Origin of the sequence: Shewanella sp. 10N.286.52.C2 (assembly GCF_002874545.1) — a bacterium.
Taxonomy (GTDB): domain Bacteria; phylum Pseudomonadota; class Gammaproteobacteria; order Enterobacterales; family Shewanellaceae; genus Shewanella.
Genome location: NZ_MCTV01000004.1, coordinates 1 through 26,043, shown reverse-complemented (window position 1 = coordinate 26,043; position 26,043 = coordinate 1). Strand labels below are relative to the sequence as shown.

28 protein-coding genes and 1 pseudogene are annotated in these 26,043 nt (G+C 40.0%); 11 read left to right on the top strand and 18 right to left on the bottom strand.

What is annotated here, in order from left to right; all coding sequences use genetic code 11:
- Positions 1-251: 251 nt before the first annotated feature.
- Positions 252-1,352 carry an outer membrane protein assembly factor BamC gene (gene bamC / locus BCU94_RS02280; RefSeq protein WP_102437164.1) on the bottom strand — a complete coding sequence of 367 codons (1,101 nt, stop codon included), beginning with the start codon at positions 1,350-1,352 and terminating at the stop codon, positions 252-254.
- The gene (gene dapA, locus BCU94_RS02275) at positions 1,353-2,240 is read right to left on the bottom strand and encodes a 4-hydroxy-tetrahydrodipicolinate synthase (RefSeq protein WP_102475506.1); all 888 of its coding nucleotides are present in this window, start codon (positions 2,238-2,240) and stop codon (positions 1,353-1,355) included.
- A 353-nt stretch (positions 2,241-2,593) separates the two neighbouring features.
- Between dapA and BCU94_RS02270 the strand changes: the two genes are divergently transcribed.
- The 8 genes and pseudogenes from BCU94_RS02270 to BCU94_RS02235 all read left to right on the top strand — a co-directional run bounded on the left by BCU94_RS02270 (position 2,594) and on the right by BCU94_RS02235 (position 11,329).
- Positions 2,594-3,121 (top strand): ACT domain-containing protein, encoded by a 528-nt coding sequence (locus BCU94_RS02270; protein ID WP_102437160.1) that lies wholly within the window; start codon positions 2,594-2,596, stop codon positions 3,119-3,121.
- Positions 3,122-3,142: 21 nt separating this feature from the next.
- A pseudogene (bcp, locus tag BCU94_RS02265) lies at positions 3,143-3,478 on the top strand (thioredoxin-dependent thiol peroxidase); the annotation flags it as partial.
- 90 nt (positions 3,479-3,568) lie between these two features.
- A complete protein-coding gene (locus BCU94_RS02260; protein WP_102437156.1) occupies positions 3,569-4,963 on the top strand; it encodes a site-specific integrase in 1,395 nt (464 codons plus the stop codon).
- A 1-nt stretch (position 4,964) separates the two neighbouring features.
- Complete coding sequence (locus BCU94_RS02255) at positions 4,965-7,322, top strand: hypothetical protein (RefSeq protein WP_102437154.1); 2,358 nt, start codon at positions 4,965-4,967, stop codon at positions 7,320-7,322.
- Between the two features lie 13 nt (positions 7,323-7,335).
- Positions 7,336-9,537 (top strand): tyrosine-type recombinase/integrase, encoded by a 2,202-nt coding sequence (locus tag BCU94_RS02250; protein ID WP_102437152.1) that lies wholly within the window; start codon positions 7,336-7,338, stop codon positions 9,535-9,537.
- The gene (locus tag BCU94_RS02245) at positions 9,537-10,022 is read left to right on the top strand and encodes a bacterioferritin comigratory protein (RefSeq protein WP_102437150.1); all 486 of its coding nucleotides are present in this window, start codon (positions 9,537-9,539) and stop codon (positions 10,020-10,022) included. The genes BCU94_RS02250 and BCU94_RS02245 overlap by 1 nt, the downstream gene beginning before the upstream one ends.
- 146 nt (positions 10,023-10,168) lie before the next feature.
- Positions 10,169-10,633 (top strand): thioredoxin-dependent thiol peroxidase, encoded by a 465-nt coding sequence (gene bcp / locus BCU94_RS02240; protein ID WP_102437148.1) that lies wholly within the window; start codon positions 10,169-10,171, stop codon positions 10,631-10,633.
- A 39-nt stretch (positions 10,634-10,672) separates the two neighbouring features.
- A complete protein-coding gene (locus BCU94_RS02235; protein WP_102437146.1) occupies positions 10,673-11,329 on the top strand; it encodes a recombinase family protein in 657 nt (218 codons plus the stop codon).
- 309 nt (positions 11,330-11,638) lie between these two features.
- On the opposite strand, the gene BCU94_RS02230 is transcribed toward BCU94_RS02235, so the two are convergent.
- The 6 genes from BCU94_RS02230 to BCU94_RS02205 all read right to left on the bottom strand — a co-directional run bounded on the left by BCU94_RS02230 (position 11,639) and on the right by BCU94_RS02205 (position 15,792).
- Positions 11,639-12,082, bottom strand: a complete 444-nt coding sequence (locus BCU94_RS02230) for a YiiD C-terminal domain-containing protein (protein WP_082419996.1) — start codon at positions 12,080-12,082, stop codon at positions 11,639-11,641.
- A 65-nt stretch (positions 12,083-12,147) separates the two neighbouring features.
- On the bottom strand, positions 12,148-12,792 hold the full coding sequence (locus tag BCU94_RS02225) for a DsbA family oxidoreductase (protein ID WP_055024797.1): 645 nt from the start codon (positions 12,790-12,792) through the stop codon (positions 12,148-12,150).
- Positions 12,793-12,912: 120 nt separating this feature from the next.
- Positions 12,913-13,224 (bottom strand): EthD family reductase, encoded by a 312-nt coding sequence (locus BCU94_RS02220; RefSeq protein ID WP_055024798.1) that lies wholly within the window; start codon positions 13,222-13,224, stop codon positions 12,913-12,915.
- A gap of 45 nt (positions 13,225-13,269) precedes the next feature.
- Complete coding sequence (locus tag BCU94_RS02215) at positions 13,270-14,070, bottom strand: SDR family NAD(P)-dependent oxidoreductase (protein ID WP_055024799.1); 801 nt, start codon at positions 14,068-14,070, stop codon at positions 13,270-13,272.
- Positions 14,071-14,211: 141 nt separating this feature from the next.
- Complete coding sequence (locus BCU94_RS02210; RefSeq protein ID WP_198590846.1) at positions 14,212-15,033, bottom strand: AraC family transcriptional regulator; 822 nt, start codon at positions 15,031-15,033, stop codon at positions 14,212-14,214.
- Between the two features lie 165 nt (positions 15,034-15,198).
- Positions 15,199-15,792, bottom strand: a complete 594-nt coding sequence (locus BCU94_RS02205) for a TetR/AcrR family transcriptional regulator (protein WP_102366904.1) — start codon at positions 15,790-15,792, stop codon at positions 15,199-15,201.
- A gap of 109 nt (positions 15,793-15,901) precedes the next feature.
- Here BCU94_RS02205 and BCU94_RS02200 point away from each other — a divergent pair, with 109 nt between their 5' ends.
- Positions 15,902-16,720 (top strand): peroxiredoxin family protein, encoded by an 819-nt coding sequence (locus BCU94_RS02200; RefSeq protein ID WP_102319797.1) that lies wholly within the window; start codon positions 15,902-15,904, stop codon positions 16,718-16,720.
- A gap of 18 nt (positions 16,721-16,738) precedes the next feature.
- Complete coding sequence (locus BCU94_RS02195; RefSeq protein WP_102366903.1) at positions 16,739-17,296, top strand: carboxymuconolactone decarboxylase family protein; 558 nt, start codon at positions 16,739-16,741, stop codon at positions 17,294-17,296.
- Positions 17,297-17,651: 355 nt separating this feature from the next.
- Here BCU94_RS02195 and BCU94_RS02190 read toward each other — a convergent pair whose 3' ends face one another.
- Entirely contained in the window at positions 17,652-19,085 is a 1,434-nt protein-coding gene (locus BCU94_RS02190) for a DEAD/DEAH box helicase family protein (RefSeq protein ID WP_102437144.1), read from the bottom strand.
- Positions 19,082-19,606 carry a hypothetical protein gene (locus BCU94_RS02185; protein ID WP_102437142.1) on the bottom strand — a complete coding sequence of 175 codons (525 nt, stop codon included), beginning with the start codon at positions 19,604-19,606 and terminating at the stop codon, positions 19,082-19,084. Before BCU94_RS02185 ends, BCU94_RS02190 begins: the two co-directional genes overlap by 4 nt.
- Positions 19,607-19,708: 102 nt before the next feature.
- On the opposite strand from BCU94_RS02185, the gene BCU94_RS02180 reads away from it, so the two are divergent.
- Positions 19,709-19,945 (top strand): helix-turn-helix transcriptional regulator, encoded by a 237-nt coding sequence (locus BCU94_RS02180; RefSeq protein WP_102437140.1) that lies wholly within the window; start codon positions 19,709-19,711, stop codon positions 19,943-19,945.
- A 195-nt stretch (positions 19,946-20,140) separates the two neighbouring features.
- On the opposite strand, the gene BCU94_RS02175 is transcribed toward BCU94_RS02180, so the two are convergent.
- The 8 genes from BCU94_RS02175 to BCU94_RS02140 all read right to left on the bottom strand — a co-directional run bounded on the left by BCU94_RS02175 (position 20,141) and on the right by BCU94_RS02140 (position 25,880).
- Entirely contained in the window at positions 20,141-20,539 is a 399-nt protein-coding gene (locus BCU94_RS02175) for a S24 family peptidase (RefSeq protein ID WP_102437138.1), read from the bottom strand.
- A 45-nt stretch (positions 20,540-20,584) separates the two neighbouring features.
- Positions 20,585-20,791, bottom strand: a complete 207-nt coding sequence (locus tag BCU94_RS02170) for a carbon storage regulator (protein ID WP_102437136.1) — start codon at positions 20,789-20,791, stop codon at positions 20,585-20,587.
- A gap of 521 nt (positions 20,792-21,312) precedes the next feature.
- Positions 21,313-21,786: a hypothetical protein gene (locus tag BCU94_RS02165; RefSeq protein WP_102437132.1), complete on the bottom strand. Its 474-nt coding sequence runs from the start codon at positions 21,784-21,786 to the stop codon at positions 21,313-21,315.
- 107 nt (positions 21,787-21,893) lie between these two features.
- The gene (locus BCU94_RS02160; protein WP_102437130.1) at positions 21,894-22,559 is read right to left on the bottom strand and encodes a hypothetical protein; all 666 of its coding nucleotides are present in this window, start codon (positions 22,557-22,559) and stop codon (positions 21,894-21,896) included.
- A gap of 118 nt (positions 22,560-22,677) precedes the next feature.
- The gene (locus BCU94_RS02155; RefSeq protein ID WP_102437128.1) at positions 22,678-23,205 is read right to left on the bottom strand and encodes a hypothetical protein; all 528 of its coding nucleotides are present in this window, start codon (positions 23,203-23,205) and stop codon (positions 22,678-22,680) included.
- A gap of 84 nt (positions 23,206-23,289) precedes the next feature.
- Positions 23,290-24,132, bottom strand: a complete 843-nt coding sequence (locus tag BCU94_RS02150) for a hypothetical protein (RefSeq protein ID WP_102437126.1) — start codon at positions 24,130-24,132, stop codon at positions 23,290-23,292.
- An 80-nt stretch (positions 24,133-24,212) separates the two neighbouring features.
- A complete protein-coding gene (locus tag BCU94_RS02145) occupies positions 24,213-25,241 on the bottom strand; it encodes a glycosaminoglycan attachment site (protein ID WP_102437124.1) in 1,029 nt (342 codons plus the stop codon).
- A gap of 120 nt (positions 25,242-25,361) precedes the next feature.
- Positions 25,362-25,880, bottom strand: a complete 519-nt coding sequence (locus BCU94_RS02140) for a GNAT family N-acetyltransferase (RefSeq protein WP_102437122.1) — start codon at positions 25,878-25,880, stop codon at positions 25,362-25,364.
- Between the last annotated feature and the right edge of the window lie 163 nt (positions 25,881-26,043).

Sequence of the window (26,043 nt, the reverse complement as noted above, 5' to 3'; positions counted from 1 at the left end):
TACTCAGCATCATACTGGTATCAAGGTGTTTTACCTTTTCTTACAATTAACACACATAGGAAACATTTGCGGAATATACGGGATCGGGGTTAACTAAGATCAATCTTAGCTTTTTAATTGGTAAACAATCGATATAGAAGGTTAAATGACTATTTTTACTGTTTTTAAAGCATAAAAAAAGAGACAGTAAATACTGTCTCTTTTTTTGATAGCCTAAAATACGAACAATTAGGTAATGTTAATTTAACGCATTATCGTACTTTACGATCTTCTTTCATTGCTTCGCTGACTACGCGATAGATTTCAGTAATCGTTTCATTTTCTAATGGCTCACCTGCGGCATCTTTAATAAAGATTTCAGTTTGATCTTTATCATCAGTTTCAACAAGCTCAATTCGATAGTTACCTTTTTCAAGTGATAACTTATCTTCGCCCCATAATGAACTCCAGAACCCGCCAGTTTCTTCCAAGACAATATAATACAAACCTTTGGCGCTGTTCATATCAACAATATCGAAACCTAGCTCAGGCAATACAATACGTAATCGATCCCAGGTTTTATTGAAATCAACTTCTGAAATGTAATAAGCGCCAGTGGTTTCTGTTTCAGCCACTAGATCAACGTTAATACCTTTACTTTGTTGAATACGGTCAGCTTTAATTTGCTTGTCACGTTTTAAGCTGATGTAAGCAATAGTGTTATTGAGCATATCAACGGTGTAACGGCGTTTATCTTCTGCCGTTAATAGCACTTGCTGATCATCACCATTGTAGCTTTCTTCATGCTCAATCAGATCAATACCCATGCTGCCTGAGCGACCATGAGGACTCACATCGACCTCATAACGGTAACGTTGACGCAGTAAATACACTTTGTCTTCACCGAACCAGCTTGTTTCTATGACGTCTTGCGTGTCTATCCAACCTGTTTCGATAAAACCTTCGTCATAATTTTCGTTTTCGATAGGTACTTCATGTTTTGCTAAGAAACCATGTAAATTATCAAAAACTTCTTGTTTTAGATCTTTTGTGGTCGTAATTGATTCGACAATAATTTTAATATTGTCACTGCCTTCTTCAATACGCGTACCTTCAGACATAGGCAAGACCAGTAAAGGAGGACGAATATCCAGACGTTTTCCAACTAAGTCTTTATCAACTTTGTTACCCACTTTAGGAATGTCGTATTCACGGCCATAAGTTGGCTCAGTCAAGCCTTCTGGAATAACTAATAGTGGGACTTCTTTGGCGTTAACATATTCATCATTGCCATTGGCAACGCGACGATCTGTCGGTGAACTACAAGCAGAAACTGCTGCTATAAGTAAAATTGGAGTGACTTGCTTCAACATTTATTGTGTTACCTCTATCTGGGCTTGTTTCATCGCTTCTAACAACTGACCATGAAACTGCTCAGAAAGTTCAGTTAAAGGTAAACGAATATGTCCTTGGCTAATTAAACCTATTTGATGCGCAGCCCATTTAACAGGGATTGGGTTAGCTTCGCAGAATAAATGCTCATATAAACCTTTCAGTGGTAGGTTTAGTTTTTCGGATAAAGCATGGTCACCTGCTAATGCTGCATCACACAGTTGTTTAAATGCTTTTGGAACAATATTATTAGCAACCGAAATAACACCATCACCGCCAAGTAATAAAAAGTCTCTCGCAGTGGCATCATCGCCGCTATAAAGTTTGAAATCCTGACCGCAAAGCTCGCGTAATCGAGCAACACGGGTTAAATCGCCAGTGGCTTCTTTAACACCGATAATATTTTCCACCGCTACTAATTCAGCCACGGTTTCAGGCAACATATCCACTGAAGTACGTCCAGGGACGTTATAAAGAATTTGAGGGATATCAGTACTTGCTGCAACAGCTTTATAATGTGCAATTAAGCCCTTAGGTGAAGGCTTATTGTAATAAGGCGTGACCCCAAGCATGGCAACAATGCCAGAATCAGCCATTGATTGGGTAAGTTCTATCGCTTCGGCAGTGGCGTTAGCGCCATTACCACCAATGACGGGTATACGACCTGCGGCAAATTTAACAGTTTGCGACACAACTTGTGCATGTTCTTTAATGGGTAAAGTAGCAGACTCACCTGTTGTACCGACTGCAACGATCGCATCAGTCCCCTGCTCTATATGAAACTCTACCAGTCTTTCAAGACTTTTATAATCTACTGTGCCATCACTATTCATAGGAGTGATTAAGGCAACGATGCTTCCGTTTATCATCTAAATTCCCCAAGGTTTCAGGATTCGCTATGTTACTGATGCCTACAACTAATGACAAGCATTAACGGGGGCTCTCAAATGCATTTTTACTAAAGCACAAATTTACATCGTCAGATGATTGTTTAATGGCTAAGCATATTTTTTATATCATGACGTTAGGTACTTTATTTCATTGAAATCAATCTTACACCTAAGTTGTTATGCCAAGAAGTAAATTTTTAATATGAATTAACTTTCATAGTGACATACTTATGTGGTTTTACATTAGTTATGGTAGCATTAGTGCCCGCAAAAAAACTTTGCGTTAGCTCGCTAGTTTACGCTCCATGATATCGAAAAAGTGAGGAAAATCCATGACCAACTATCTGGTCGTTACTGCTATGGGTGCTGATCGCCCTGGTTTAGTAAGTCGTCTAGCCCGTTTAGCAAGTGAATGTGACTGTGACATCGTCGATAGCCGTATGGCACTTTTTGGTAATGAATTTACCTTAATTATGATGATTTCAGGCTCTTGGGCAGCAATAACAAAGATAGAAACCCAGTTACCCAGCTTAAGTGTACAGCTTGAATTACTCATGGTAATGAAACGTACTTCCAAGCATACACCACAAAATTACGTGTCGCGTATCGAGGTCAATGTTAACGGTCAAGATCAACGTGGCACCATGAAGCGAATAACCGAATTCTTAGCGGATCGTTCCCTTGATCTTGCTGCGGTGCGCTCTCACGCTGACGACGATAATTTAACGCAGCATATTTTATTTACTATCAATGTGCCGGAAAAAATTGATCTTATAAAGCTTGAAAAAAGTATCCATGAACTGGCAAAAGAACTATCACTTGAGTGCTCTATCAATCATATGCAAAACAGTGACAAATAGAATATAAAATAAGGACATAAAATGAATACCTTAACCCTTGGTGATTTAGCACCACAATTTACCCTACAAAATCAATTTGACCAATCAGTCTCTCTCACTGAAGCTTTAAAAACCGGCCCTGTGTTAGTTTATTTTTACCCTAAAGCATCAACACCTGGTTGCACAGTGCAAGCTCAAGGCTTGCGTGATAGCAAAGACCAGTTAGCAAATCATAATGTCACAGTATTGGGTTTAAGCCCTGACCCAGTTGCTAAACTGCTTAAGTTCAATGACAAGCAAGAGTTAAACTTTGCCTTACTCAGTGATGAAGATCATGCCGTTGCTGATGCCTTTGGCGTGTGGGGCGAGAAGCAATTCACCCCTAGAAATTTTTTATGACAAAAACCCTTGACAATTTTTTATGACAATCTACCTTTGATATGTGGGTAACATATTGAGGGTTGTTTTGTGATAGAAAAGCATGACGAAAATGATGTTTATGAAGACTACCGATTGCTCTCCATAGAGGTAGATACATTAGCTAAACTGAGAATCTCACAGGTCATCGATACTGACTCTGGAGAAGTGACACACTCACCCTACCTTTCCCCATCCAAATTACAGTCTCGCATAAAGAAGACCGATATTATCGTTGCACCAGATGGGCGTGTTGTTTATCCACAATCTCTTTATCTTGTCTCAAAACTCAGCGGTGAAGGAAAAATTCAAGACACCAAATCAATGGCCAAAGGCTTATTGGCCTTTACTCGATATTTAGAGTCTACCCACCACCCTCAAGATGATGAAGGGGATGTGATACCACCTCAGTACCTAACTTATAAAACACTGACTAAACATGAAGAAGAAGGCGCACCTTGGCAATTTGCAGAGCATCTTTTAGCTAACTGTCGCTCTAGGAATGAGGCAACTGGTGATGAAGCGTACTCGCTTAACTCAGCAAGAAGCTATATGGGTGCTGTTATTGGGTTTTATAAGTGGATGCAGAGACACGGTTACCTCAAAAATAATGATGAGCATGTCCTGACACACTACACCGAGGTTGAGGTTAACGTAGGGGGCATCAACCAGCATGATATGCTTGCCCATACTAAGTCTGGCGCAAAGCGGGGCTATGAGATTTCAAACATCATGAAGATGTTCCCAAAAATCGATAAAACGCCTGCTCATCAAAAATTGAAGCCTATGACTCCCGAGCATAAAGAACGGTTCTCTCAACACATTCATACATTGCCAAAAGCTGCTTCCCTGATACTGAGACTATGTGAAGAGGCAGGACTTAGGATTGATGAAGCGACCCATTTCCCTGCTCGCGATATTGGGAATAAAGATTTTAGTGCATTAGATGTCGTGCCATTGAGCATTACACATACCAAGGGCAGTAAGCCACGAACGATTGAAATCCCTATCGCACTGCATGAGGAATTAGAGCAATTCAAGGAATGTAGTCAGCGACAAAAGAACCTAACTCGCCGAAAGGATCTGATTAATTCCAAAAAAGAACTGGATACCACTGAGTACCTTTTTCTTTCCAATAAAGGGCGGCCTTACACACTAAACACTCTAGAGGCGCATTTTAGCGAGCTGCGACAGTGCATCCGGGCAATAGAACCTACTTGGTACTATCGAATCCATGATCTTCGCTCAACTTATGCCACGCATTGGCTTTGGCGGGAATCTAGGGAGCGGCAGGTTGCTTATGAGTACCTAATGGACGAGTTAGCCTCGCTAATGGGACATGAAAGCACCGCAACGACGGAAAAGTACATTAAGTTCATGAATAAGTTTAATGAGCAGTTACGGGTTGCAAAGAGCAAAAACAACAAGATTAACAAGGGGTGCTAGCATGGCAAAAAGTCCACTCGCGAAGAACTCAAAAACGGTTAACCACGTCAGAAACAATAAGAATGTGGTTCCGTTGCACCTCAGCATCCCCTACAAGAACAGCAACAGCAGGAAGGCAACCGAGTTTGATATATCACTCCTGTTACACCTTGGCGCAGACAGTAATAATGTCAAAATCAACAGCCGTATCCCTTTTTTAAGGAGCTTTTGTAAAAAAACCAACCAGTATGTTGATTATGGCAGGTCGGCAGCAACCGTCTCGTCCTTATACGATGCATTAAGAGCCTTCATTGTCTTTAGTGACGCTGTAAACGTTGACCCCTTTTCTGAAGCTGGCTATTTAAAATATGCCGGGAATGATGGCGAACTGCGGCACCGGATGAAAATGTACCGCCCATCCAAAAGGCTATGGGAGATGAGCCACGGTGATGAACTGGGTATCCAAGAAAGTACAGCCTCTAATAAAACGTCAGCACTTCGCACCGCCCTTTCATGGTGTGGATTACCCGCTGACACATGGGCAACCCATCACAGAGGGTTTAGTGGCGAACAGACACCATATAAGGGTTACTCTGACGCTGAAGAAGAGGTGCTTGTTGCTCGGATTAGTGAGTTATTTTTCATCCTAGCCCCACAGCTCATTGCGGCAAAAAAACAAAACCTTGTCCTGCCTATCGAGCTGCCAGTCGTTATTGACTTAGGTGGCCACCAAGAAATCATTTCAATTAAAACGTCTCTCAAAGCCCAAACCCATGGGAAGAGTAAAACGGGCACATCCGTAAAATCTGCCGCTGCGTTTAACATGGCGATGGGGGCGGCTTATCACTTAATGTGCTTTTTTACCTCATTAAACGATGGCGACGTACAAAGCATCGCTCATCCAATCACGATTCATACTGATGAGCGGGATAAAAGCTTACAAGTGGTTAAGGTATCGAGCTTTAAGGCACGCGCAAATAAAGAGGTAGACGCTGTTCTTAGCAACCAAAGCTTCGATGTTGATAAACGCGATGGAGTTAAGTTTATTAAAACCCTTGAAACGCTTTCAGCACTCTACGGCGGTGGCGAAAAAGGCTCAGAGTTACTGTTTACGCTGAATAACCAAGGGGAGAAAAGTAGCACGTTCAATTTGATGGAAATAAATAAGCACCTGATGGTAGAGTTAAACGTACTCTCACCCACTCGTGCATCTTGCCTGCCATGGTTTAAGGAACTGTTTTACAGCTATCGAAACCAGCATATTATCGAGTTAAAAAAACAGACGAATACACTTGGCCGAACTGTCGTAAGCAAAGTCACTCGCCCGTGCTCAAAAACAAAATCCGTTCAGGGCGCAACAAATAGCGCCTACTGCATTTTATCGTGTTACACAGACTTACCCCTGAAGGGCATCTTACTGCCGCTGACTTATTCGGATAAAGACGCTGAGGGGAATATCAGTGTGTCGTTCAAATACCGCAATGGCGAGAGCCACCACTTCTCTGTTCCTGCTGCTGACAAGGCGTTAATCGAAGATATTGAACAATTCGCCACAGAGTTAGCCGATAAGCAACAATCTAAAAGAGCTGAGCGGTTGCTGCTCAAACGAGGTCATCAGAAGGAAGCCCCTAAAGACTGGGACGGAATAAGCCTTATCAGCGCTAATCTAATGACAACATGGTCAATTGAAACCAACGAATACTTCATATCGCTTCAATCAAGCCGCTGGCGAGAAATGACCAGTAACCAAGCGTACTCAGTGAGTGGCGCTGGCGGCGTTCAAAGCCTCCTGCAAAACCTTCTTCAAACCATTGATAAGCACTATGCAAATGGTGACCCAAGGCTCAACAGAGTCATCGTCTCACAGGCTCTACAAGTGATAGAGCTATTGGATGAAGACACGGGTTTAGAGCAAGCAAAAGAGATAGTGGCAGCCAAACTTGGCATCTCAATGCTGACGCATGATGAATGGAAAAAGAAGCAAGAGGAAGAAAGGGCAAAAACCAACCCCAATGGCATTCATTGCAATGGGCAACAAAACATTGCAGGTGGAAAAAACACCCAGCGTGAAACCAATAACGCCATGAAGCTACAACTATCTTGTGCTGAATACGACATGTGCCATAAATGCCAATCAGCCAAAGCCGTTGATGAGACTCAATCCATCTATAAACTTATCTCTTTTATTGATGTGCTGAAGGAGGCAGTAAACCTATACCCTAACGCGCAAGAGGAAGTCCATGAAAGAATCGCCGCTTTTGAGGTTACTCTCGATGGTGCCAGCAAGGATGTGTACGACGGTGCAATGGTATTATTTAACCAAAACGGGCGTCACCCTCGGGTATCTATGGATCACGCCATTTTAGCCCTACACCGTTAATTGGGAGCCAATCATGATAAAGTTACCTAAGTACAACATTGGCCAACAAGATGCCCTGTTAAGCGCACAAAATCACGTTGGAAGCTACACAAATTACTTGAAGGATGTGTTAGAACCTGCCATTAAATCGGGCGAGTGGGATGATTTTGAAGCGCTAGATATTGGTTTTAGCGTCACAGGTGAGTCACTGGGTAAAATTGGAGATAACAATGCTTGGCGTCAACTCCAATCGTTCTTTGAGCCTTATGCCACCAAAAAGGATACTCTAGATTTCTTTCTAAACGGAAAGGTGATGGAACGTAACCTAACAAACCAATTGAAGGCACTGGCATTGAGTATGATGTGGCTCTCGCCCAAAGATTATTCATTTATGAGCATTGCGCAAACTATCACTGGGTTAAAGAAAGTCGCCACCGCCCTACTGAATAAAGGCCACAATAGCTTTGAGTTATTAAGTTTTGAGCTGTTAGAGGCTTGGGTATTAGGTGATGTTACCGTTTTGGACTTCGAACGAGAACATACTTATGTAGCACTCAAGAAACTGTTCATAGAGGCAACACGACTACCGTTCAAGGTTAACCTGACCAAAGCGTTATCTGCCTCGGATTTTGGTTTAACCATTAACGAGCCAGTGCAGTACACGGTTATCCCGCAGCGGCTGTACTATTTGGGACTTCAACAATCAGAAGCATTAGTGAACGAGCTATACCCCATTCGTGACGAGCTGAGCAAACTATCTAATTACATAGCTGACTACAATGACAAAACCTACCAAGGGTATGCTAAATACCTTGTTAGCGATGAGGCACAGTTAAAAAATGACGGGCTTCGGTGGTATTTTTCTTCAGCAAATAAAGGTTCTAAGGAAAAGAATATAGCCTTTCAATCGGCTTTTCTCGCGCTCAATAACCCAACACAAGAATCAACCCTTGAACTACTCAACAAACACAAGCCTGCACTCCATTATGAATACGTCGACAAATTCCACCCTGAGCGAACATTGACGATTGGCAACAGGAAGATAACCGGACTTAGAGAGGCGCAATCATTATTTAAACAACTCAATGGTGGCTGCCTCTGGGCATTAATGTCCCGCACAGGTATGCGCGCTGATGAAACCTTTCACCTACATACCGCAAATGGGTGCACAACAGAAACCATATCAGGGCAAACCATTTACGTTATTCATGCAGACCTCTCAAAAACCGCCAAAGGCTCTCAGTCAAAGCAGGATGAGTTTGTCACCACAGAGGTCGGCAAAAAGGCTTACGAGATCCTGCAAGCGCTTCATTCGCCACTTAGACAGCGTCACCCCGATAGCCAAGCATTTTTCCACAAGACAAAAGAGGGCTGCGGTGCTACCAACAAAGATAACCTTACTAGACATACAAAGAAGTGGTTTGAAGGCGCACTAGGAAAGAAGCTAGCGCTAACCAATGACGATGTCATCGATTTGAAGATTTCCGACCCTAACCTTTCGTTTAATGTGGGGGATGACTATAACTTCTCAGGACATCAGCTGCGTCGCTCGTTTGCCTACTATCTTATCGGCTTCGAGCTTTGTGCGTTCCCCCAACTCAAGCAGCAGTTCAGCCATGTATCGATGGCGATGACACGCCATTACGCTAAGAATGCCAGTAAGTTCCAAAAAATCAGAAAGCAAAAACAAAGCTTGGCTCACGCCATTGATGAAGAAAGGATTGATCAAAAAGCGCAGGTGTACCTCAACATCTACAAGAAGCTAGCAAACAAAGAGCGTGTCGCTGGCGGCAAGGGCAAAGAGTTTGCCAAAAACATTATCAAGGCTGAGCGTAACCTTTTTAAAGATAAGGTCGATAACGACATGCTCTCGCTCAACTATTGGAAAAATCAAATCCGAGATCAAAAGCGCCACATCCACGCTGTCGCCCCTGGCGTTTACTGCACTTCAACAGGTTGTAGCCTACGTACACAAGTCAACCTATTAGAATGTGTAGACTGTAAGAACGACTATATTGTCGATGCCGTGTTTGCCGAAGCTAAGCGCAAGGAAGCCGAAATTCATATGCTATGGGACATTGAGCATGATGAATTAACGCCTCAAACAGCGTCAGAAGTGTATGTCAAAATCACGGCGGCTGAACGCATTATGAAAGACTTAGATATCAGCTATGAACCCGTTGTAATACCACAAGAAGTTCAAGACATGCTGATACCCTGCGGAGTGACTGCGTAATGACACAAACAACCAAGAATAAGCTCATAAATGCCCTAGAGCGACTGTTAGAGGGTAAGCCTGAAAACCGAGAGCTAAAGAAGAAAGCCCGAGAAGGTAAGCTAAAAATCAACAATAGTACCGTCGAGAAAGAAGCTGGACTTTCTGTTGGGGCATTGCGCAGGCACAAAGATGTTAAGGATATGGTGGAGAATAAGTCACTGGAATTTCGTGTAGCACAAGATGATTCAAGCCAGTCACCTATTGATGTTTTACAGGCGGAAGTGAAACAGCTAAAGCTCGACAAGACTCAAGCTAATAAGAAAAAAAAGGAGTACCTCGACATCGCTAGAAGCCATGAACAAGCACTAGCCAAACAAGCAGCAAGCCACATAAAAATGGTTAAGGAACTCATGGAGATGTTGCATGAAAGTGAGCGAGAGAAGGCAATGGATAAGGTCATCAAAGCAAGGCCAGACAACCTTATCAAAGGCGATTTTAGATAAAAGTATCCTGTTTAGTGTAATCACTAGACAGGACACTGAATTAACGTTAAAAATGTATACTCTAACGTAATATAAATGCACTAAATAGGACATAGCGAACAAAGCTACGCCACATACCATTAATTGAGAAAGTAAGGACAAAACCAATGGCAATCGAAGCCGGACAAACAGCACCAGATTTTACTTTAAATGACCAAGACAATAACCCAGTGAAGCTATCTGAGCTTCAAGGAAAGAAGGTCCTGCTCTACTTCTACCCACGAGCTTCAACACCAGGCTGCACAGTTCAGGCTCAAGGGTTGCGTGACACTAAAGCTGAGTTAGATGCTCACAACGTTGTTGTGTTAGGTCTAAGCCCCGACACCCCGAAAAAACTGACGAACTTTATCAACAAGCAAGAGCTGAACTTCACTCTGCTAGCCGATGAAGAGCACGAAGTGTGTGAGAAGTACGGTGTCTGGCAACTCAAAAAGTTCATGGGCCGTGAAAACATGGGCGTTGTAAGAACAAGCTTTCTGATTGATGAGTTTGGTAACCTTGAGCATGTGTTTAACAAGTTCAAAACCAAAGACCACCATGAAGTTGTATTGAACTACCTAAACAGCAAATAACCGTCCATGAGCAATTAACTCTTCAACTTGGGGGCAGGCATGATTGGCTACATTCGAATATCAGATCCACAAAGAGCCGATGGCGAATCACAAAGAGAAGCTATCAAGGCGTATGCCGCTAAACGTGGCATACAAATATCGGATTGGATAGAAGAACATGTGTCTGCCACCAAGACTGAACTTAGTGAGCGGAAGTTATCTTCCCTCATTACCTCTCAACAAAGCATCATTGTATCGGATATCACTCGGCTGGGTCGCCACAAGGTTATGGAGTTGGTCGGCGCTATCGGCCAGATAGCCTCATACGGTGAGCTGCATTTAGCATACAACGACATCATAATTAACTCTGAGAACGTTGATAATGCTGAAATCATTTTTACAGTTATTGGGCAGTCTTTTGCCAGCGCTGTAGAGGCTCAGAAACGATCTGAACGAGCCAAAGCAGGTCACGCTAAACGAAAGGCCAAAGGGCTATCATCTGGTCGTCAGAAGGGACAGAAGGTTAAGTCCAGGCTTGATGAGCATACGGCGTTTATATTGAACCTCCTCGACACCAAGGCCTCCAAAGCTGAAATCCTAAGAAAACTAAACGAACGCGGTGTTTCGATTACTAGAAGTAGATTTTATTCTTGGTTAGAAGACCGTGGACTTCATAATAAGAAGGCTGAATTCCAGACCGATATGTTCCAAACATAAAGCTAACTAACTTCAAGCCCCGCTAATCACTAACTCGTTTTTGGACAGAAATCATTTAGAGTACTCTGTCTACGTCGACTAATATTGATTAGAAAAAGTATCCGAAATTATCAAAGATCTATAATTAGTTTCACCCTCTTTATCTACAAAACGAGCGGTGAACGGTAGCCGAAGAGTACAGGGCAAGATCACGAAGCTTTACCTTGTGCTAAGTTTTTTATCTTATACTTCTTTTTGATAACAAACCAAGTCAACCATGTCTAAGCTCAATTTATTCAAGTACTTTGTAGCCTTCATTGCATTTTGACCTTATAACTCTTTATTAAAAACGACGTATACTCCCTCAAAAGTAGCAACCAACTCATCCGCACAAAATAGATTGCAGGCTATTTGAACACGACCTTTTCCCTTGCGTTGAAACGCACGATGAAACCGAGACCACGCCGTAAGGTTGTCATATTTACATACTGCTGTTACATCTTTGCTGGCGGGTTTCAAGTATCGAATGCTATTTTTTTGAATAACAATTTGATGTTTTTTACCCTCCAGCTGGGCATAAACTAAAGACCAACCTGCCAAAATACCAACAACAGACAAGCTGCCGCCAAACACCGTATTCATGTGGTTTGTATTCATTCTCAATGGTGCAGTAATCTCGATATTTTTGCTGCTACAAGTATTCACACCGATACCGAGAGACTTTGATACTGGTATATGATGATGAAGGTAGACTTCAAGCTCTCTATGTTTCATATAGACCGTTGCCTTTTTTAGACCGCCAAAATATTGCAAAAGTCCGTTTTAGAGGGATGCAGGAATTACATTTTAGCTAATTCAGTTAATACTTGCTTATACGTATCCACTGATTGGGCTCCAGAAATAGCGCTCTCGCGATTGAATACAACTGTTGGAACACCTGATATACCCGCTTGTTTCCATTTCTGTTCCAGCGACTGGACATGACTTCGCATATTATCGTCATCTAGGCATTGCATTGCTTCGTCAACATTAATACCAAGACTTTGCAACTCTTGCTCGAGGGTACTCTTGCTGGATATATCTTTTTGCTCGCTATAAAACGAAGCAAATAACCGGTTTTTAAGCTCGGTTTGCTTGCCTACACTTTTTGCATGCTCCAGAAGAATATGAGCATCAAGGGTATTTACAGCTTTTAGCCCGTCAAAGTAGTCGAATTTAAACCCAACGTCTTCTCCAAGCTCTGTCATCTCTTTTCTGAAACGAATGCTATCTTCTAATGTAGTACCGTACTTCCTTTTAAGGTGGGCACGTAGGTCTTCACCTTCAAGCGGCATATCTGGATTTAACTGAAAAGGTTGCCACTCAATCTCAATGCGATCTTCTATCCCAAGCTCTTTTATCGCGGTATTTAAACGCTTATAACCGATAATACACCAAGGACAAATCACATCTGACACTATATCCAATTTGATTTTCTTATTCATATTTAACTCTTTTTTATCAAGCGTTTAGCTTCAATTTTATTTCATTAAATAACACTAAGCTGAATCCAAATTGTTTATTATTCGGTATCCTGCTCATTTTCACCGTAGAGAGTTGCGGTTCTATATTTTTTGCTCACAAAGCTGAATTGTTGGAACGGTATTAGTGAAGTTCGGTACATCAGCTTTTATCTTCTCTGCATTTGGGCCAAATGCCGTTTGAAATGACTCTATAGATTCAAATGAAATTGTACTAATCGCCACATATGCCGCTGCTTCACCAGGAACAACACTTGTTAGCCCTGCATCTACTGTCGCCCCTTTTAGTGCGTCTCCCAGAAGCTCTCCTATCATAGGAACATGTTTGTTGCAGTAGTAATCAAAATCAAAAATCACATCATCGTTATTTGGGTATATTACGTATACTTTAATCATTGCTTTTTCCCTTTTTCTTTCACTAAAGTTTTAAACTGTTGGGGGTTACATTTTGTTCTTGGGCATTGCTTTTCCAATCATTGATTCACCCATTATTGCCTGCTTTTGGTGGGAGATGATCCCAGAAAGAATAGCGGTCATTCGATTACGTTTACCTGGAACCACAACTGCTTTTCTACCCAAACCATTGATAGCTATTTCTGCTACTTCCGCAGGATCTTTTGCAACCATAGGTAGTTTTGACCAGTCAACACCATTATCAGCAGTCATCGGTGTAGTTGTTAACCCAGGAGAAAGAACCGTTACATCAATACCTTTGGGTTTAAGTTCGCCATGAAGAGATGCACCTAGCTGAAGAACATAGGCTTTGGTACCTGCATAATTTGAAAAATATGGGGAAACCATATGACCAGAAAGACTTGATACCATTAAAATACCGCCTCTTTTTCTTTCGATCATCGCTGGTGTAAAGTGGTGAGTCAGTTGCAATACAGAGGTAACGTTAAGCTGTATCATCTTCAACTCTTGCTCTAGAGATGATTTAGCAAACGAACCATTAACTTCAATACCAGCGGCTAGTACAAGTAGCCCAATACTTTTGTCAATTTGCTTAACTTTTTCGACGCCTTCTGACGTACTTAAGTCAGCAGAAACTGTCATTGCTTTAATTCCGTAGCGTTCCGTAAGCAACGTAGCTTGCTCTTCAAGCTCTTTTTCTCGACGAGCGACCAAAACAACGTTCAATCCTTTTGCCGCAATCTGGCTTGCCATTTCTGCGCCAATGCCTGATGTTGCCCCTGTGATAAGTGCCCAATCACCATATTTTTCTTTAAAGCTGATACCCATAATTCGTTACCTTTCTCTGTGTTTAGTTGATGGGGTAACTATATGGAATTTGGAGGTACAGGGCTCTCCATAAAAGTTCAAAAATTGCTCACATTAGTTCAAACGAGCCAACCTGAATGGAAAGGTTAAAATGCGTTGGTGTCAGGTTAAACGAAATTGAGAAGGGGATAGACCTGTTTGTCCTTTAAAGGCACGGTTAAACGTGGAAATCGACTCGAAACCTGTTTCAAAAACGATGTCGGAGATACGTAAGCTATTATCTTTCAGTAACACTTTAGCTTTGTTGATTTTTAATTTGGTAATGTATTTTATTGGGGGTTCTGAATACACCTCTTTAAACTTACGTTTAAAAGTAGAAACACTCATATGACACAATGCTGCCAACTCATCCACACTCAGATCCGCATACAGATTACTTTGGATAATATCTTCAAATTTGGCAAAGTTAGGTTTAAACATAGAAGCAAGAAAATCGAGTTCAGAAGGTGCGCTGGTTCTTTTCGCCATAAGAATGACAAATTCACGTAGTTTGCTCTCGATAAGCAAATCATCCGCCAACTCTGGAGAATCCAGCAATATACTGATGCTATCACGATAGTGCTCTAGCAATTTGTCCACTTCAACCTGCAAAATATTATAATCGACCCTGTTTTTTGACTGGCTAATATCAAAGTTAAACAGTGACTGAAATATTTCAGGATAGAGAAGGATACCAATCGCTTCACCTGCACCTTCATCATTATGATAGCTAGTGTTTTCATAAAAGTAGTTGGTGCATTTTGCCAGTATTCCGCAGTTTTTGTTCAATGAAGCAGATTCTGTCTGTTCCCTGACGTTAAAATCGCCATTTGTGACAAACGCAAAACACGCTTCACTGTCTACAAATACGCGCGGCATACGTTTGAAACTGGGTATATCTTGTTTTTGAAAAACAATACGTCCATTATATTTTATTGTTTTCATTTAAAGGCACCATTCAATAGTATTGCGATAAGGATAAAGCAGTCTACCTGCTCGATTAACTAATTGGCTCAACTAGAATCGTGTTGCTACGGTGCTGCACTCATAATCATTAGACATCTAAAACTCGACAACAAAGCTAAAGCTCGAGAATAGTCTACGCATAATCTATTTTTCAAATGTACTCAATACAAGCATGAATGCATGTATAGATCGAGCGAGAGATTCATGTGGTCTTTGCCCTCTTGATTGAACTTTTAGTCCTTGACGAAACGTAAGGAAATAGTCGGTCAAATGCTCTGCATCTATACCATCAATAAGTCGTTCTGTTTTCTCATATTGAGTAAAAAATGCCAGTGTTGCAATACGACCTTGTTCAAACTTCTTAATAACATACTCATAGAGGGCTGGTTCGTTTGATTTTAATTCAACAATACTGTTTGTAATTAAGCAGCCGTAAGTGAGTAGATCATTCTCTGGATTTAAGAACTCACTATCAAATAAATATTGAAGATTCTCTGATATTGATTTATTTGAGTCGAGTTTCTTGAGTACCACAGACATGTGATGCTCAACATAGAAATCTACTATACATTTAAACACGGTTTCTTTGTTGCCAAACGCGTTGTAAATACTGGTTTTCGTTAATCCTGTAACGGTCGATAATTGATCCACCTTAGTCGACGCATAACCATGCTGCCAAAAATATTTGGCCATAACTCCAAGCACTTCTATCTCGTCAAACTGTCTTTTCTTTGCCATTTATCTATACAACTACATAAAATTCTTATTGACACCTATTGTACTAGTTAGTACATTAATTGCAAATGTACTAACTAGTACAATTAAGCAAAACAATGAGGAACAAACGATGTATTCAGCTATAGCACTATCACTACTTGGATTTTCCACAACGGTGATTGGAAGTTTGCATTACTTTCTAAAAGTAAAAAAGAACAAGCCGCCCAAAAATCCTATCATCCTTATGCTAGCACTTGCCGCAGGTGTCCTTTTGGGGCTAGGTGCAATTATCAGTGGGATTATAAATATGCATTGGAGCTTTGTTTTCGTTGTCTTAATGTCCAGCTTTTCCATATTTCTTGGTGGTAAATTCATTTGGGTATTCAGTCAAAAAGATACTCCTCTAGGTGATATTGAGGTTGCAATTGGAGATAAGTTCCCACAATTCGAATCAACCACATATGACAACGAGATTTATTCGACTGATGACCTAAAAAATCAACGTGTTCTACTTAAGTTTTACCGAGGTGCTTGGTGTCCATACTGTAGTGCTGAATTAAAAATGTTTAACGATATGAAACCGACTCTGGATCGATATGGAGTTAAGGTCGTTGCGTTGTCGGGAGATACGGCAGAACAAGCAAAAATGCACATCGAACGAGATAGTTTAGATCTTCTTCTTTTGTCAGACCCAGAACTCAAAGTAGTTAAACAATACGGCGTTGAACACCACAAGGCTTTAGGGGCTGACTCGTCTAAAACAAAAACAGTATTAGGGCTGCCATTTCCTACTTCATTTGAATACAAATCAATGTCTATCCCAACATCGATCTTAATTGATGAACATGGTGTCATCCAATGGATAGATCAATCTGAAGACTATCGACTAAGAGCAAGCGAAGAACGATTAACTCAAGCCTTACGCAACGTTTTCACCATTAATAAATAATAAACCGAGAGAATTATTATGTTTAACTACCACAATATTGAAACAGCACCAGAAGCATCAAAGCAAATGATGGAGCAATCTAAAAAATCACTTGGTTTAATTCCAAATTTACATAAAGTGCTAGCAGATGCTCCTGCAACTTATCAAGCTTATTTGAAGACTTATGAGTTATTCACGCAAAGTACACTATTCAGTCCACTCGAAGCTCAAGTGGTTCTGATGACATCAAACTTTGAAAACAACTGTCACTATTGCGTTCCTGGTCATACGTGGATCATGAAATCAGCTAATATGCCAGAAAGCATTATTGAAGCACTACGGGAAGGAAATGAGTTACCTGATGTCAAACTACAAGCGTTGCATGTCTTTACTAAAGAGCTACTAGATAATCGTGGTCATATAGGTGATGAAAAGTTGCAGAACTTTCTAACGGTAGGATACACAGAGCGGCATGCGCTTGAAGTGTTGACAGGCCTAGCTTGCAAACTTATTTCAAATTTCACCAATGCATTATCTCATACACCAGTTGATGGCCCATTAAAGGCTTTTGACTGGACTCACCCTTCAGAGAGGTAAGATCAATCTGAAGAGAGTATCTACTGATACTCTCTTTTAATGGCCGTGTATTTTCATAAGTATATGTGTTGTGGATTAGTAAATTTGGCCACATAGTCAGAACTCTAGGCATAAAGAAAAGTAAGTCAAATTACGAACCTTTAATATAGCCTCATTCCTGCTCTAGCTTGTTATGGGGCATAAACGCGTTAAGCCCCTAACCCACTTCTGGACATTTCCAATGTTAGGAATGTAAGTAATACTAAAAACTTACAAATAATTTTTCTATATCAAGAGTGTGTTCAACTAAATGTTAGTGGCCAAATTCACTAAGCCACTACAATCCGATTCTTAAGTTTCTAGACCGTCCGTATAATCACCGCAATTCACTTAGCCCCAAAGCTATAGCTTCTTGCCGAAATCGCCCTAAAATATTAACGGTTTTGTCATACGAGCTTGTTAAAAAATGTTCTTCAACGGTTTCACTCTTTCCGTTAAAGGTTGAATGATCAATGAATTTATCATTCTCACAGAATTTGAGTTCTAATGAAGGGCTAGCCTTGCTTTCCTTAGCAAATGTTACCTCTGAAGAAGCTTCATTATTAGCATCTTTTTCATCACAATCTTTCATCTTTTCAAACTGAACGACATCAGCTTCAATAGGTACATCTTGCTTAACTCTATAAGCATATTCCAACAGCTTTGGTTCAGCAGGCATATACATAATAGCCTCTTGATTCGGGGAACTTGTCATTCTAAGTATTCGACCTAAAATTTGTCTATAATGCATTTCTGTTTTGATATTTGTTAGGTGGCAGCAAACCTGTAATCGAGGGATATTAGTTCCTTCACTAATCATGCCTACCGAAATAATCCATTTAGTTTTTGCATGTCTAAATTGTTGAATAATATTACTAGGATCATTTTCTTTGTACGTAACAACAACGGCATCTATGTTAAAATAGCCTTTCATTAATCTTGAAATCTGTTTTGCATGCTCAATGGATGAAGCGACGATTAATCCTGCTGCATCGGAGTTTTTCGCTCTTATTGATGTTAGTTTTTTTTGTGCTGAAGATACGATGTACTTAATGACCTTTTCGTTTTCAATAACTTCCTGATACGAAATGATTGACTCAGACAGTAAAGACTTAAAGCTCGTAAAGGTTTTAGTTTCATCGTCATCAATAACTGAAATGTTATTATTATCCACAGCTATTATCTGCGGAATTCGGCAAACACCATCCTGAATAGCCTCAGCAAGCCCATAAACGTAGTCACATGAAATTTTATAGCTTGGGTGTATATAGTTAGAAAGAACGATAGGAGCAGCGTCTGAGCGCCAAGGGGTTCCTGTTAGTGCTAGTGTGTATTTAGCTCTACCTTTGATGTTTAATATTATTTGTTCTCCCCATGCATTTGCATTCTCAATATTTGATCCTGCGCAGTGGTGGATCTCATCAAAGATTGCAAATACTCGATATCGAGAAAATAGCGCCCAAAATTTTGCATCGAGATGCTGTAAGTTTTGGTATGTCATAGATTGCCCTTTAGCACCCAACAAACCATCAAATCGTTCATTAATTCTCAATTGTAAACTTTGACTGAAGTCTTGAGATACGATGGAGGAAGGTGAAAAACAAATGACTAAATCAATCAGGTCGTTTTTCAATAATTGGTCGGCTAATTCAGATGCCATCAAGGTTTTACCTGCGCCAGGTGTTGCTAGGGCTAAAAAGTGGCAGTTGCCATTCAAGTATTGCTTTAATGCTTTATTGATACAACTCATTTGCCATTGTCTTAATTTCATATTTTCTCTAATGGTTTTAATTGCTTAAGTAGGCCTTCAATGGCTCTAATTTTCCCTAGGATTTTAGTGTTATTGTCTCTGGCTATGTTGTATTGCGGTTGTATTTCATCAACTAATTCAGGGCATTCTGAATAAAGCTCCTTGTATGCTTCTGACTCTCCTAAATTCAATAACAATTCAGCTTTATAGTGATTCAACTTGCTAAGTAATTGCTCTTGCTTACCATCAGGCTTCTTAAGTGATTTTATTGATTCAGACTTAACTTTTAAGGCTATTGCTTCAACGTCAAAACCAACTGTCTTTTTAAAACGAGTTAACCCTTTTTGTTTCGGTATTATTTTTTTAAGCCAGCCTTTTTTCACCAGCTTTAAAAGTTCGGCATATATTTTTCTTCGAACAATCGAAGGGTCTAAAGAGATATCTCCTTTCAATGCGAAATAGGCTGAACGGACATCATTGGTGGTGAAGTTGTCAAAGTTTTTCACCAGAATAATTTGAGCAACAATAGGGTCCAGTTTCAAAGTAAATCCTGATTCAATTAAATATAATAATGGGTATTATAGGGCGTGGTGCTTTAGCGCTCAACATGAAAATCTAATCATTTTACCTAAGGGAAAACTAGGGTGAGTGATTTAGTTAAACAGTTTGGTGATATGTTGCGCCTAAAGCGCAAAGACGCAGGTTATTCTCAAGAAGGTTTTGCCGCCTTTGTAGGTATTGAAAGAGGCAATTACGGCAAGATGGAGCGAGGCTTAGTTAATATAAAATTAGAAACCTTGTACAAATTGGCTAATGCGTTAAATTGCGAATTTGAAGAGATCATGCCGCCAAGAATAAAGTATAAAATTAATTTAGATTAGTCTAAAACATTCTAGTATCACATTCGTGATTCTTTAACCGCGACGTATACGACCTCTTGTCAATTGTGGCCTACGCAAAAGAAACCCACACGCGTAAAGAGCGCGTAGCAACAGGCAGTACAGGCAGTACAGGCAGTACAGGCAGTACAGGCATATCAAGTTTTGCTAAACCACTACAGTTACACGACAAGGATTTTATAGGAGCTTAGCGGGTCGGTGGCATCTTATTGAACGTGATACCACCCCTTCTAGCGTAAACATTTCACTGCTCGTTATTAGGGCAGGATCATAATCAGTATTAGCTGACAGCAGCAGTTGATTATGAGTATCAATAATTTTGCAAACAAATTCACCGTTATAACACCCGACGATCACATCGTTATTTTTAACGGTTAACTGCCTATCAACCACAAGAATATCGCCATCAAAGATGCCGACTCCATGCATCGAGTCGCCCTTAGCTTGACCTATAAACGTAGCGCTTGGGTGCTCTATTAGTAAATCATCAAGGCATAAGGGTGATTGCTTATATTCTGCGGCCGGGCTTTCAAAGCCTGTAATACCAGCACTTGCGTATATAGGAATAATCTTCATAACCAACACCACTGTACTTATATACAGTTATGGTAGTTAATTCTATTATTTTTGCAAGACTTTCTGAGTTCCATCTTGGAAGTATCGCTGCACTAGCTCTTTTCGCAGAATGGTAATTTTTTTATCAGCACTAATGCCCACTTTATCATTAGGCAATATCACGATTTCAATATCATCTAATAGATTGCCATGGGCATCATGCACCCCAGAGAGCACAACTGATTCATCTTTCAGGCGGGTTAAATACAACATAAAACATTCCTTGTTTTTAATATGTCGATAAAGTGTAGACCATTTTTATGAATTGCGAATAGAATAGATAAAGCCTAACGCTATAAATAATAAGGATGTTTAATGGGTCAAAGTGATAGTAAAAATACAAATATTGAATCCTACATCCATGAAGTTCTGTTATTAATTACTATTCAATCTCTGAATTTCTGCCCAAACGATATGCGTTTTGTTTCAAAAAAGATAAGACAGGCATAACTTCTAAGTTGAACGAGGCCCTTTCACATTAACGTTTCTAAAGCCAAAGCTTTATTAGGCCTACTTACTTTTTAAGTGCTAAATTGATTTGTGAGGTATAAATATGTTACGCCCCTAGCCCATTTATGGACATAAATAATTTAGACCTCTGACATGTTTCTGGACATTTTCGTGTTAGGACTTTGGGTAATCATGGCATTTCAGATTACCCAAAGTATGGATAAGCTCTAAACCTGTGGCCAATTTCAATTGGCCACTACAGTGTCCTTTGTTTAACGGCCTTGCTATATTTTTACTTGTTTATGCGTAGTTGACTGTTTACCCAAAACGCCTTTCATAGAAGGCGATACTGGCGTATCAACAGCAAACTCTCCAAACTCTGAGCAAAACTGTTTCCATTGGCGTGATAATAAACCTTTACCTCTGAAAAATGGATGAAACCAAACCCAGCATAATACCCATGTACCACTTACATTTTGAAATGCAGCTCCACCAATACAACGTGTGGGCATTTCAGAGTGCTCTTCTGTGCAAATATCCATTGCGCTTTCAGTAAATAAAAAGCCTACCGTATCACTGCTGTGGTTATTAGCATCGTATTGAACATAATCGTAGTGCATCTCTTTTTTAAAATAAGTTGCAAACTGTTCAAGAGCTTGCTTTTGCGAAATCTCACTTGCATCAGTTACTTTACGTAACCCACAAGCACTTAAACAAGTATCAAATACAGGCAATGATATTGTGTACTTATCGGACATTGAACTCTCCAAAAAAATATAACGCCCTAATAATGGGCAAAAATTGTTGGCTAAAATGTTGAGGAACGAAAACAGCCAACTGTTTTTTGTCCTTATTTATTAGCTTGTTATGTTGCAATGCCACAAGGGTAACCAATTTCTGAAATGTCCTTTTCTAGCTGTTTTAATGATACTTCAGAGTTTACTTCTTTAACCAATTCATCGGTTAAAGGTAAATGGTTATAAATCTTTGCAATAGTTGCAACATCCAGATCTACTTCATAGTACTCTTGAGCAAACACCCTATATGTTTCAGGGTTACAGTCAAAGATTTCTAAAAGATACTCTGAGCCATCAGGATCTTCGTCATCTGCAAATTCAAAGTCACCTTTACCCCAAAAGTTTGCCGAGTGAAGTTTCCAAATACAGAATGAAATATTATCCATAGAGAAAGCGGGTTCTTTAGAAGCAGCGATGAATTCAGAAGGTAATCCTTTTAATAAATCTGGCCATGGAACTTGCCCATCAGTACTCCAAGATGACATTGCTGATTCATGGTCAAAACCTTTAACAAAGCAGCCATTTTGATTGAAAAGTACAGAGAAGTCATCACCACAACCATTTCTCATCGAACCCATTTGTTCATTAACGTCCCAATTTGAGTTGAAGGAATAAAAACGTTCATCCCATTCAGGAGACATAATTGCATCTAGCATTGCGAGTGATTGGAGTAGCTTTTTTAACTCCAACACTTCTGGCATTGAGTTTAAATTTTTAGTTGATATAGCATCCAATGCTGGAGACTCCTTTGCAACATAACGCCGCATTAAGCGGACTAAAATTGTGGGTTATACTGTGAAGCGAAGCGGAACGTAACCCCCTGTTTTAGTTCAGTTAAAATGCCTTGCTAGGTTACTTTACCACTAGATCTTTCGGTTCAAGTCCTAATTCTGTTAATAGTTTTCTAATTTCAATAATTATTTGGTCTTTTTTAGATGGCCACTTTTTTTGGAGAACAGCTAAAGTGCGTTTAATCTCCTCACCATCATATGCATTACCACTTTTAATTGATTGCTCTTGTTTTTCAATCTCTTCTTTTAATCTATCTATTTCAGAGTTTAGTAGCTTCGATATAGCGATTAAGCTACCTCGATAATCGTCCCTTGTGCTCACAATCGCTCTCGCATCCACCAACAAATCATCTGATTTCCCAGGGGTTGCGTTATATATCATTTCACCTAATCGTTCAGTATAAAGTGACGGTGCGGATTCCGTTTTCTTTACATAAACCCTATTCGCGGTTTCGATTCCAATCTCAATTCCTCGCTTTTCTGCAAAAAAATCTGTTATAAAGAAAACTGCAACTCCTGTCAAAACACCTGAAATTATGCCAATTAGAATATTATCTATATATTTTTTAACCCGACTCTGTTCAGTCATATCACTCTCCTTGTAATCTAACGCCCAGCTCAGCGGGCAATTGGAGCGCAGCGGAAATTGTTCCGCTGCAGCTGTTTGTTATGTTTAAAATGGCAGGTCATCTGGTTCATCTAGCTTGCTTACCGTTGCCTCAACAGAGGCAGCGAGAGCTTCAACTTTTCCCAAGAGTTCCAATACGGACTCTATTGAAACCTCAATTGCTTCCCCGTCCTTGTTGTATCCTGCTCGATGAACACAATCATGACGCTTCATGACATCTTTGAATAACCACGATATATCACCAAAATCATGACCAAGAACATCCTTAAACATAGGCTTTACTTTCTTTAGATCATGAAATATTAGATCTTTGAGATAAGTAGCCACCGTGACCTTTAAACTTGATTGCTTTTCAAAAATCTCTTTAAGAGTAAATGTCCGTTTTGAGAATTCGGGGTCTGTTTCAACGAGTTTTCGTATCAACTCTTCAGAATTTGTAACTTTATGAATAAATGTTCCTGCCAAATAACCTTCAATTGCTGATACAACGTGACCATGTAGCATGACCCATAGGCTAAACAGGGTGTCAGGAGGAACTTCTACTTCTAGTAATGTTCTGACACTCTTCAAATGGTTTTGCAGAATTTCAAGATGAGTTTTACTATCGATATACCAGTAAAGCTCATCAGCTTCATCTTCTGGGTAATACGGCATCCCGTAATTTACATCCACATGCCCATAATCAATTGATGCCATCGCACTATAAAAAGTGTTAGTAACTTGAACCGTATATTCTTTATCGCAAGAAGGGCAAAGCACCTCCTGCCAAGAGTCGGTTTGGCTATCCTTATTCTTTTCGGCGGAAAAGTCAGGGTCTTGTACATAGACTATATCTTCTACATGCTCACCACATTCGCACGCAAACGAGATATCCATCTGTAAACTCATAACTCTCCTTTAAACATAACGCTTGCAACAGCAGCAAATTAAGAGCCTAAGCGAATAATTTGTCTGTCTGCTTGCTCTTGTTAAGCATCGCTACGTACGACTGCACTCATTAATTGTCTCAATAAAAGAAAATCGTCCGGTGCAATAACATCCATCATTCCTGTTTCAGGATCCACAAAGTATTGAGCTACTCGTTCATGATTGAAAGTACTTACATCCAAAGGGTGCTCTGCAAATGGGTTGTGTAAGATATGTAATCCATCTGCAATATCTTCTGCATAATCGGCTTTCATAGAATTACGCATCTCTGGGAAGATACTGTCATCAACAGGTAAATGACTAGTATGATAGACGGTTTGAGCACTTGGATTATCTGCCAAAGCACGAATTTTACCCCAAGTAGCTAAAGAACTATAAATTACAGCGCTAACATCTTTGAATTCATCCGTGGTGAAAAGACCTAATGGTATTGTGGCATTTTCATTTTTTATCACAGCATCAACTGGATATTTAATTAATTCATTAGCACCAGTTGCAATCGTTGTTTCCTCATCAACATATAGTCCATATAAGACTGCGACAATTGCTCTATTTACAGCATAGTGTGAATAAGGACGATCAAAAGATGCCAAACCAATAACATAGGGTTTATCTTTTACATGTTCTAGTTTGGAGTAACTAGTTCGATATTTTTTTATTTTGGACGAAAGGCTATTAGATATTCGAATTGCTGATTGTTGATTGAAAGTAGCAAAATCCGTTGGCGCAAATTTTTGAGAATGACCTGCAGGTGCTTCTCCGCCTTGGGGTGGTGCTGCAATTGTTGCTTCTAGTACAATAGGCCTGTCTAATTCAGTTACAAAATCTGGAGCATACTGAGAAAAGTCCGTATTAGCGCCAAGTTCATTTAAAAATGCATTAAGATATAACTCCCACATAGACGATTCGAAAGTAGTCTGAAGTTCATACACAAACTTTCCATCTCTATCTTCAAAACCTTTAGCCCATGAGTTTAAAACTTCTCGTTCAGGTCCGTATTGTTTCTGAAGCATCATTTTAAATATTGGATGTAACTTTTCATCCTCTGCTATAGGTGTAAATAAATCCATCATAACCCCACGATGTTGATGCGCTGCTTAACGGCCCAATTAACAGGCAAAAAATAGTTGGTTAAAATAAGCGACGAAGGAGCAAAAACCAACTGTTTTTTGTACTTGTTTAATTTCTTGTTAGGCAGCTATTGCACACAGTTTCAATTTCATGGGCTGAACAGATAATGCTGAACCTTCACGAAGAGCTTCTAATGCACCGTAAGGCTCAAAGCCATAGGCTTCATATAACTTTACTGCATTTTTATTAATGGTTGTTACCGCTAATGAAACATAATCTAAATTAAGTTCATTTGACCACGCTATGATGTTTTTAAGCAATAAACCACCTACACCTTGACCACGAACATTAGGAGAAACCCACATTTGATAAATATGAGCGGTTTTATCTTGAGGATTATGAAGTAATCCCCAAGCTAGACCAACTGCAAGCCCATTAAGCTCTGCAACAAGTGGTAGAGCAAATTTAACCATATTATCTAGGTCAAGACGAGAAACCCATTCCTCACGTGAAAATGAAAACTCTTTTTCATAACTACTACCAAAAGAGTTCGGAGAGTCCTGAAGAGAAAGAAGACGAAGCTCTCTGTATGTTGACCAATCATCTTTATTTAAGGCTCTAATGTTGAAACTACTCACCTAGCTTTCCTTTGCTGCCTAACGCCTCATTCAGAGGCAAAAAATAGTTGGTTAAAATAAGCGACGCAGGAGCAAAAACCAACTGTTTTTTGTCCTTTGGAATGACTTGATACTCATTGAGCCCCCTCCCTAGCAAGCCGCAACAGCGGTATGCTTAAGGTGA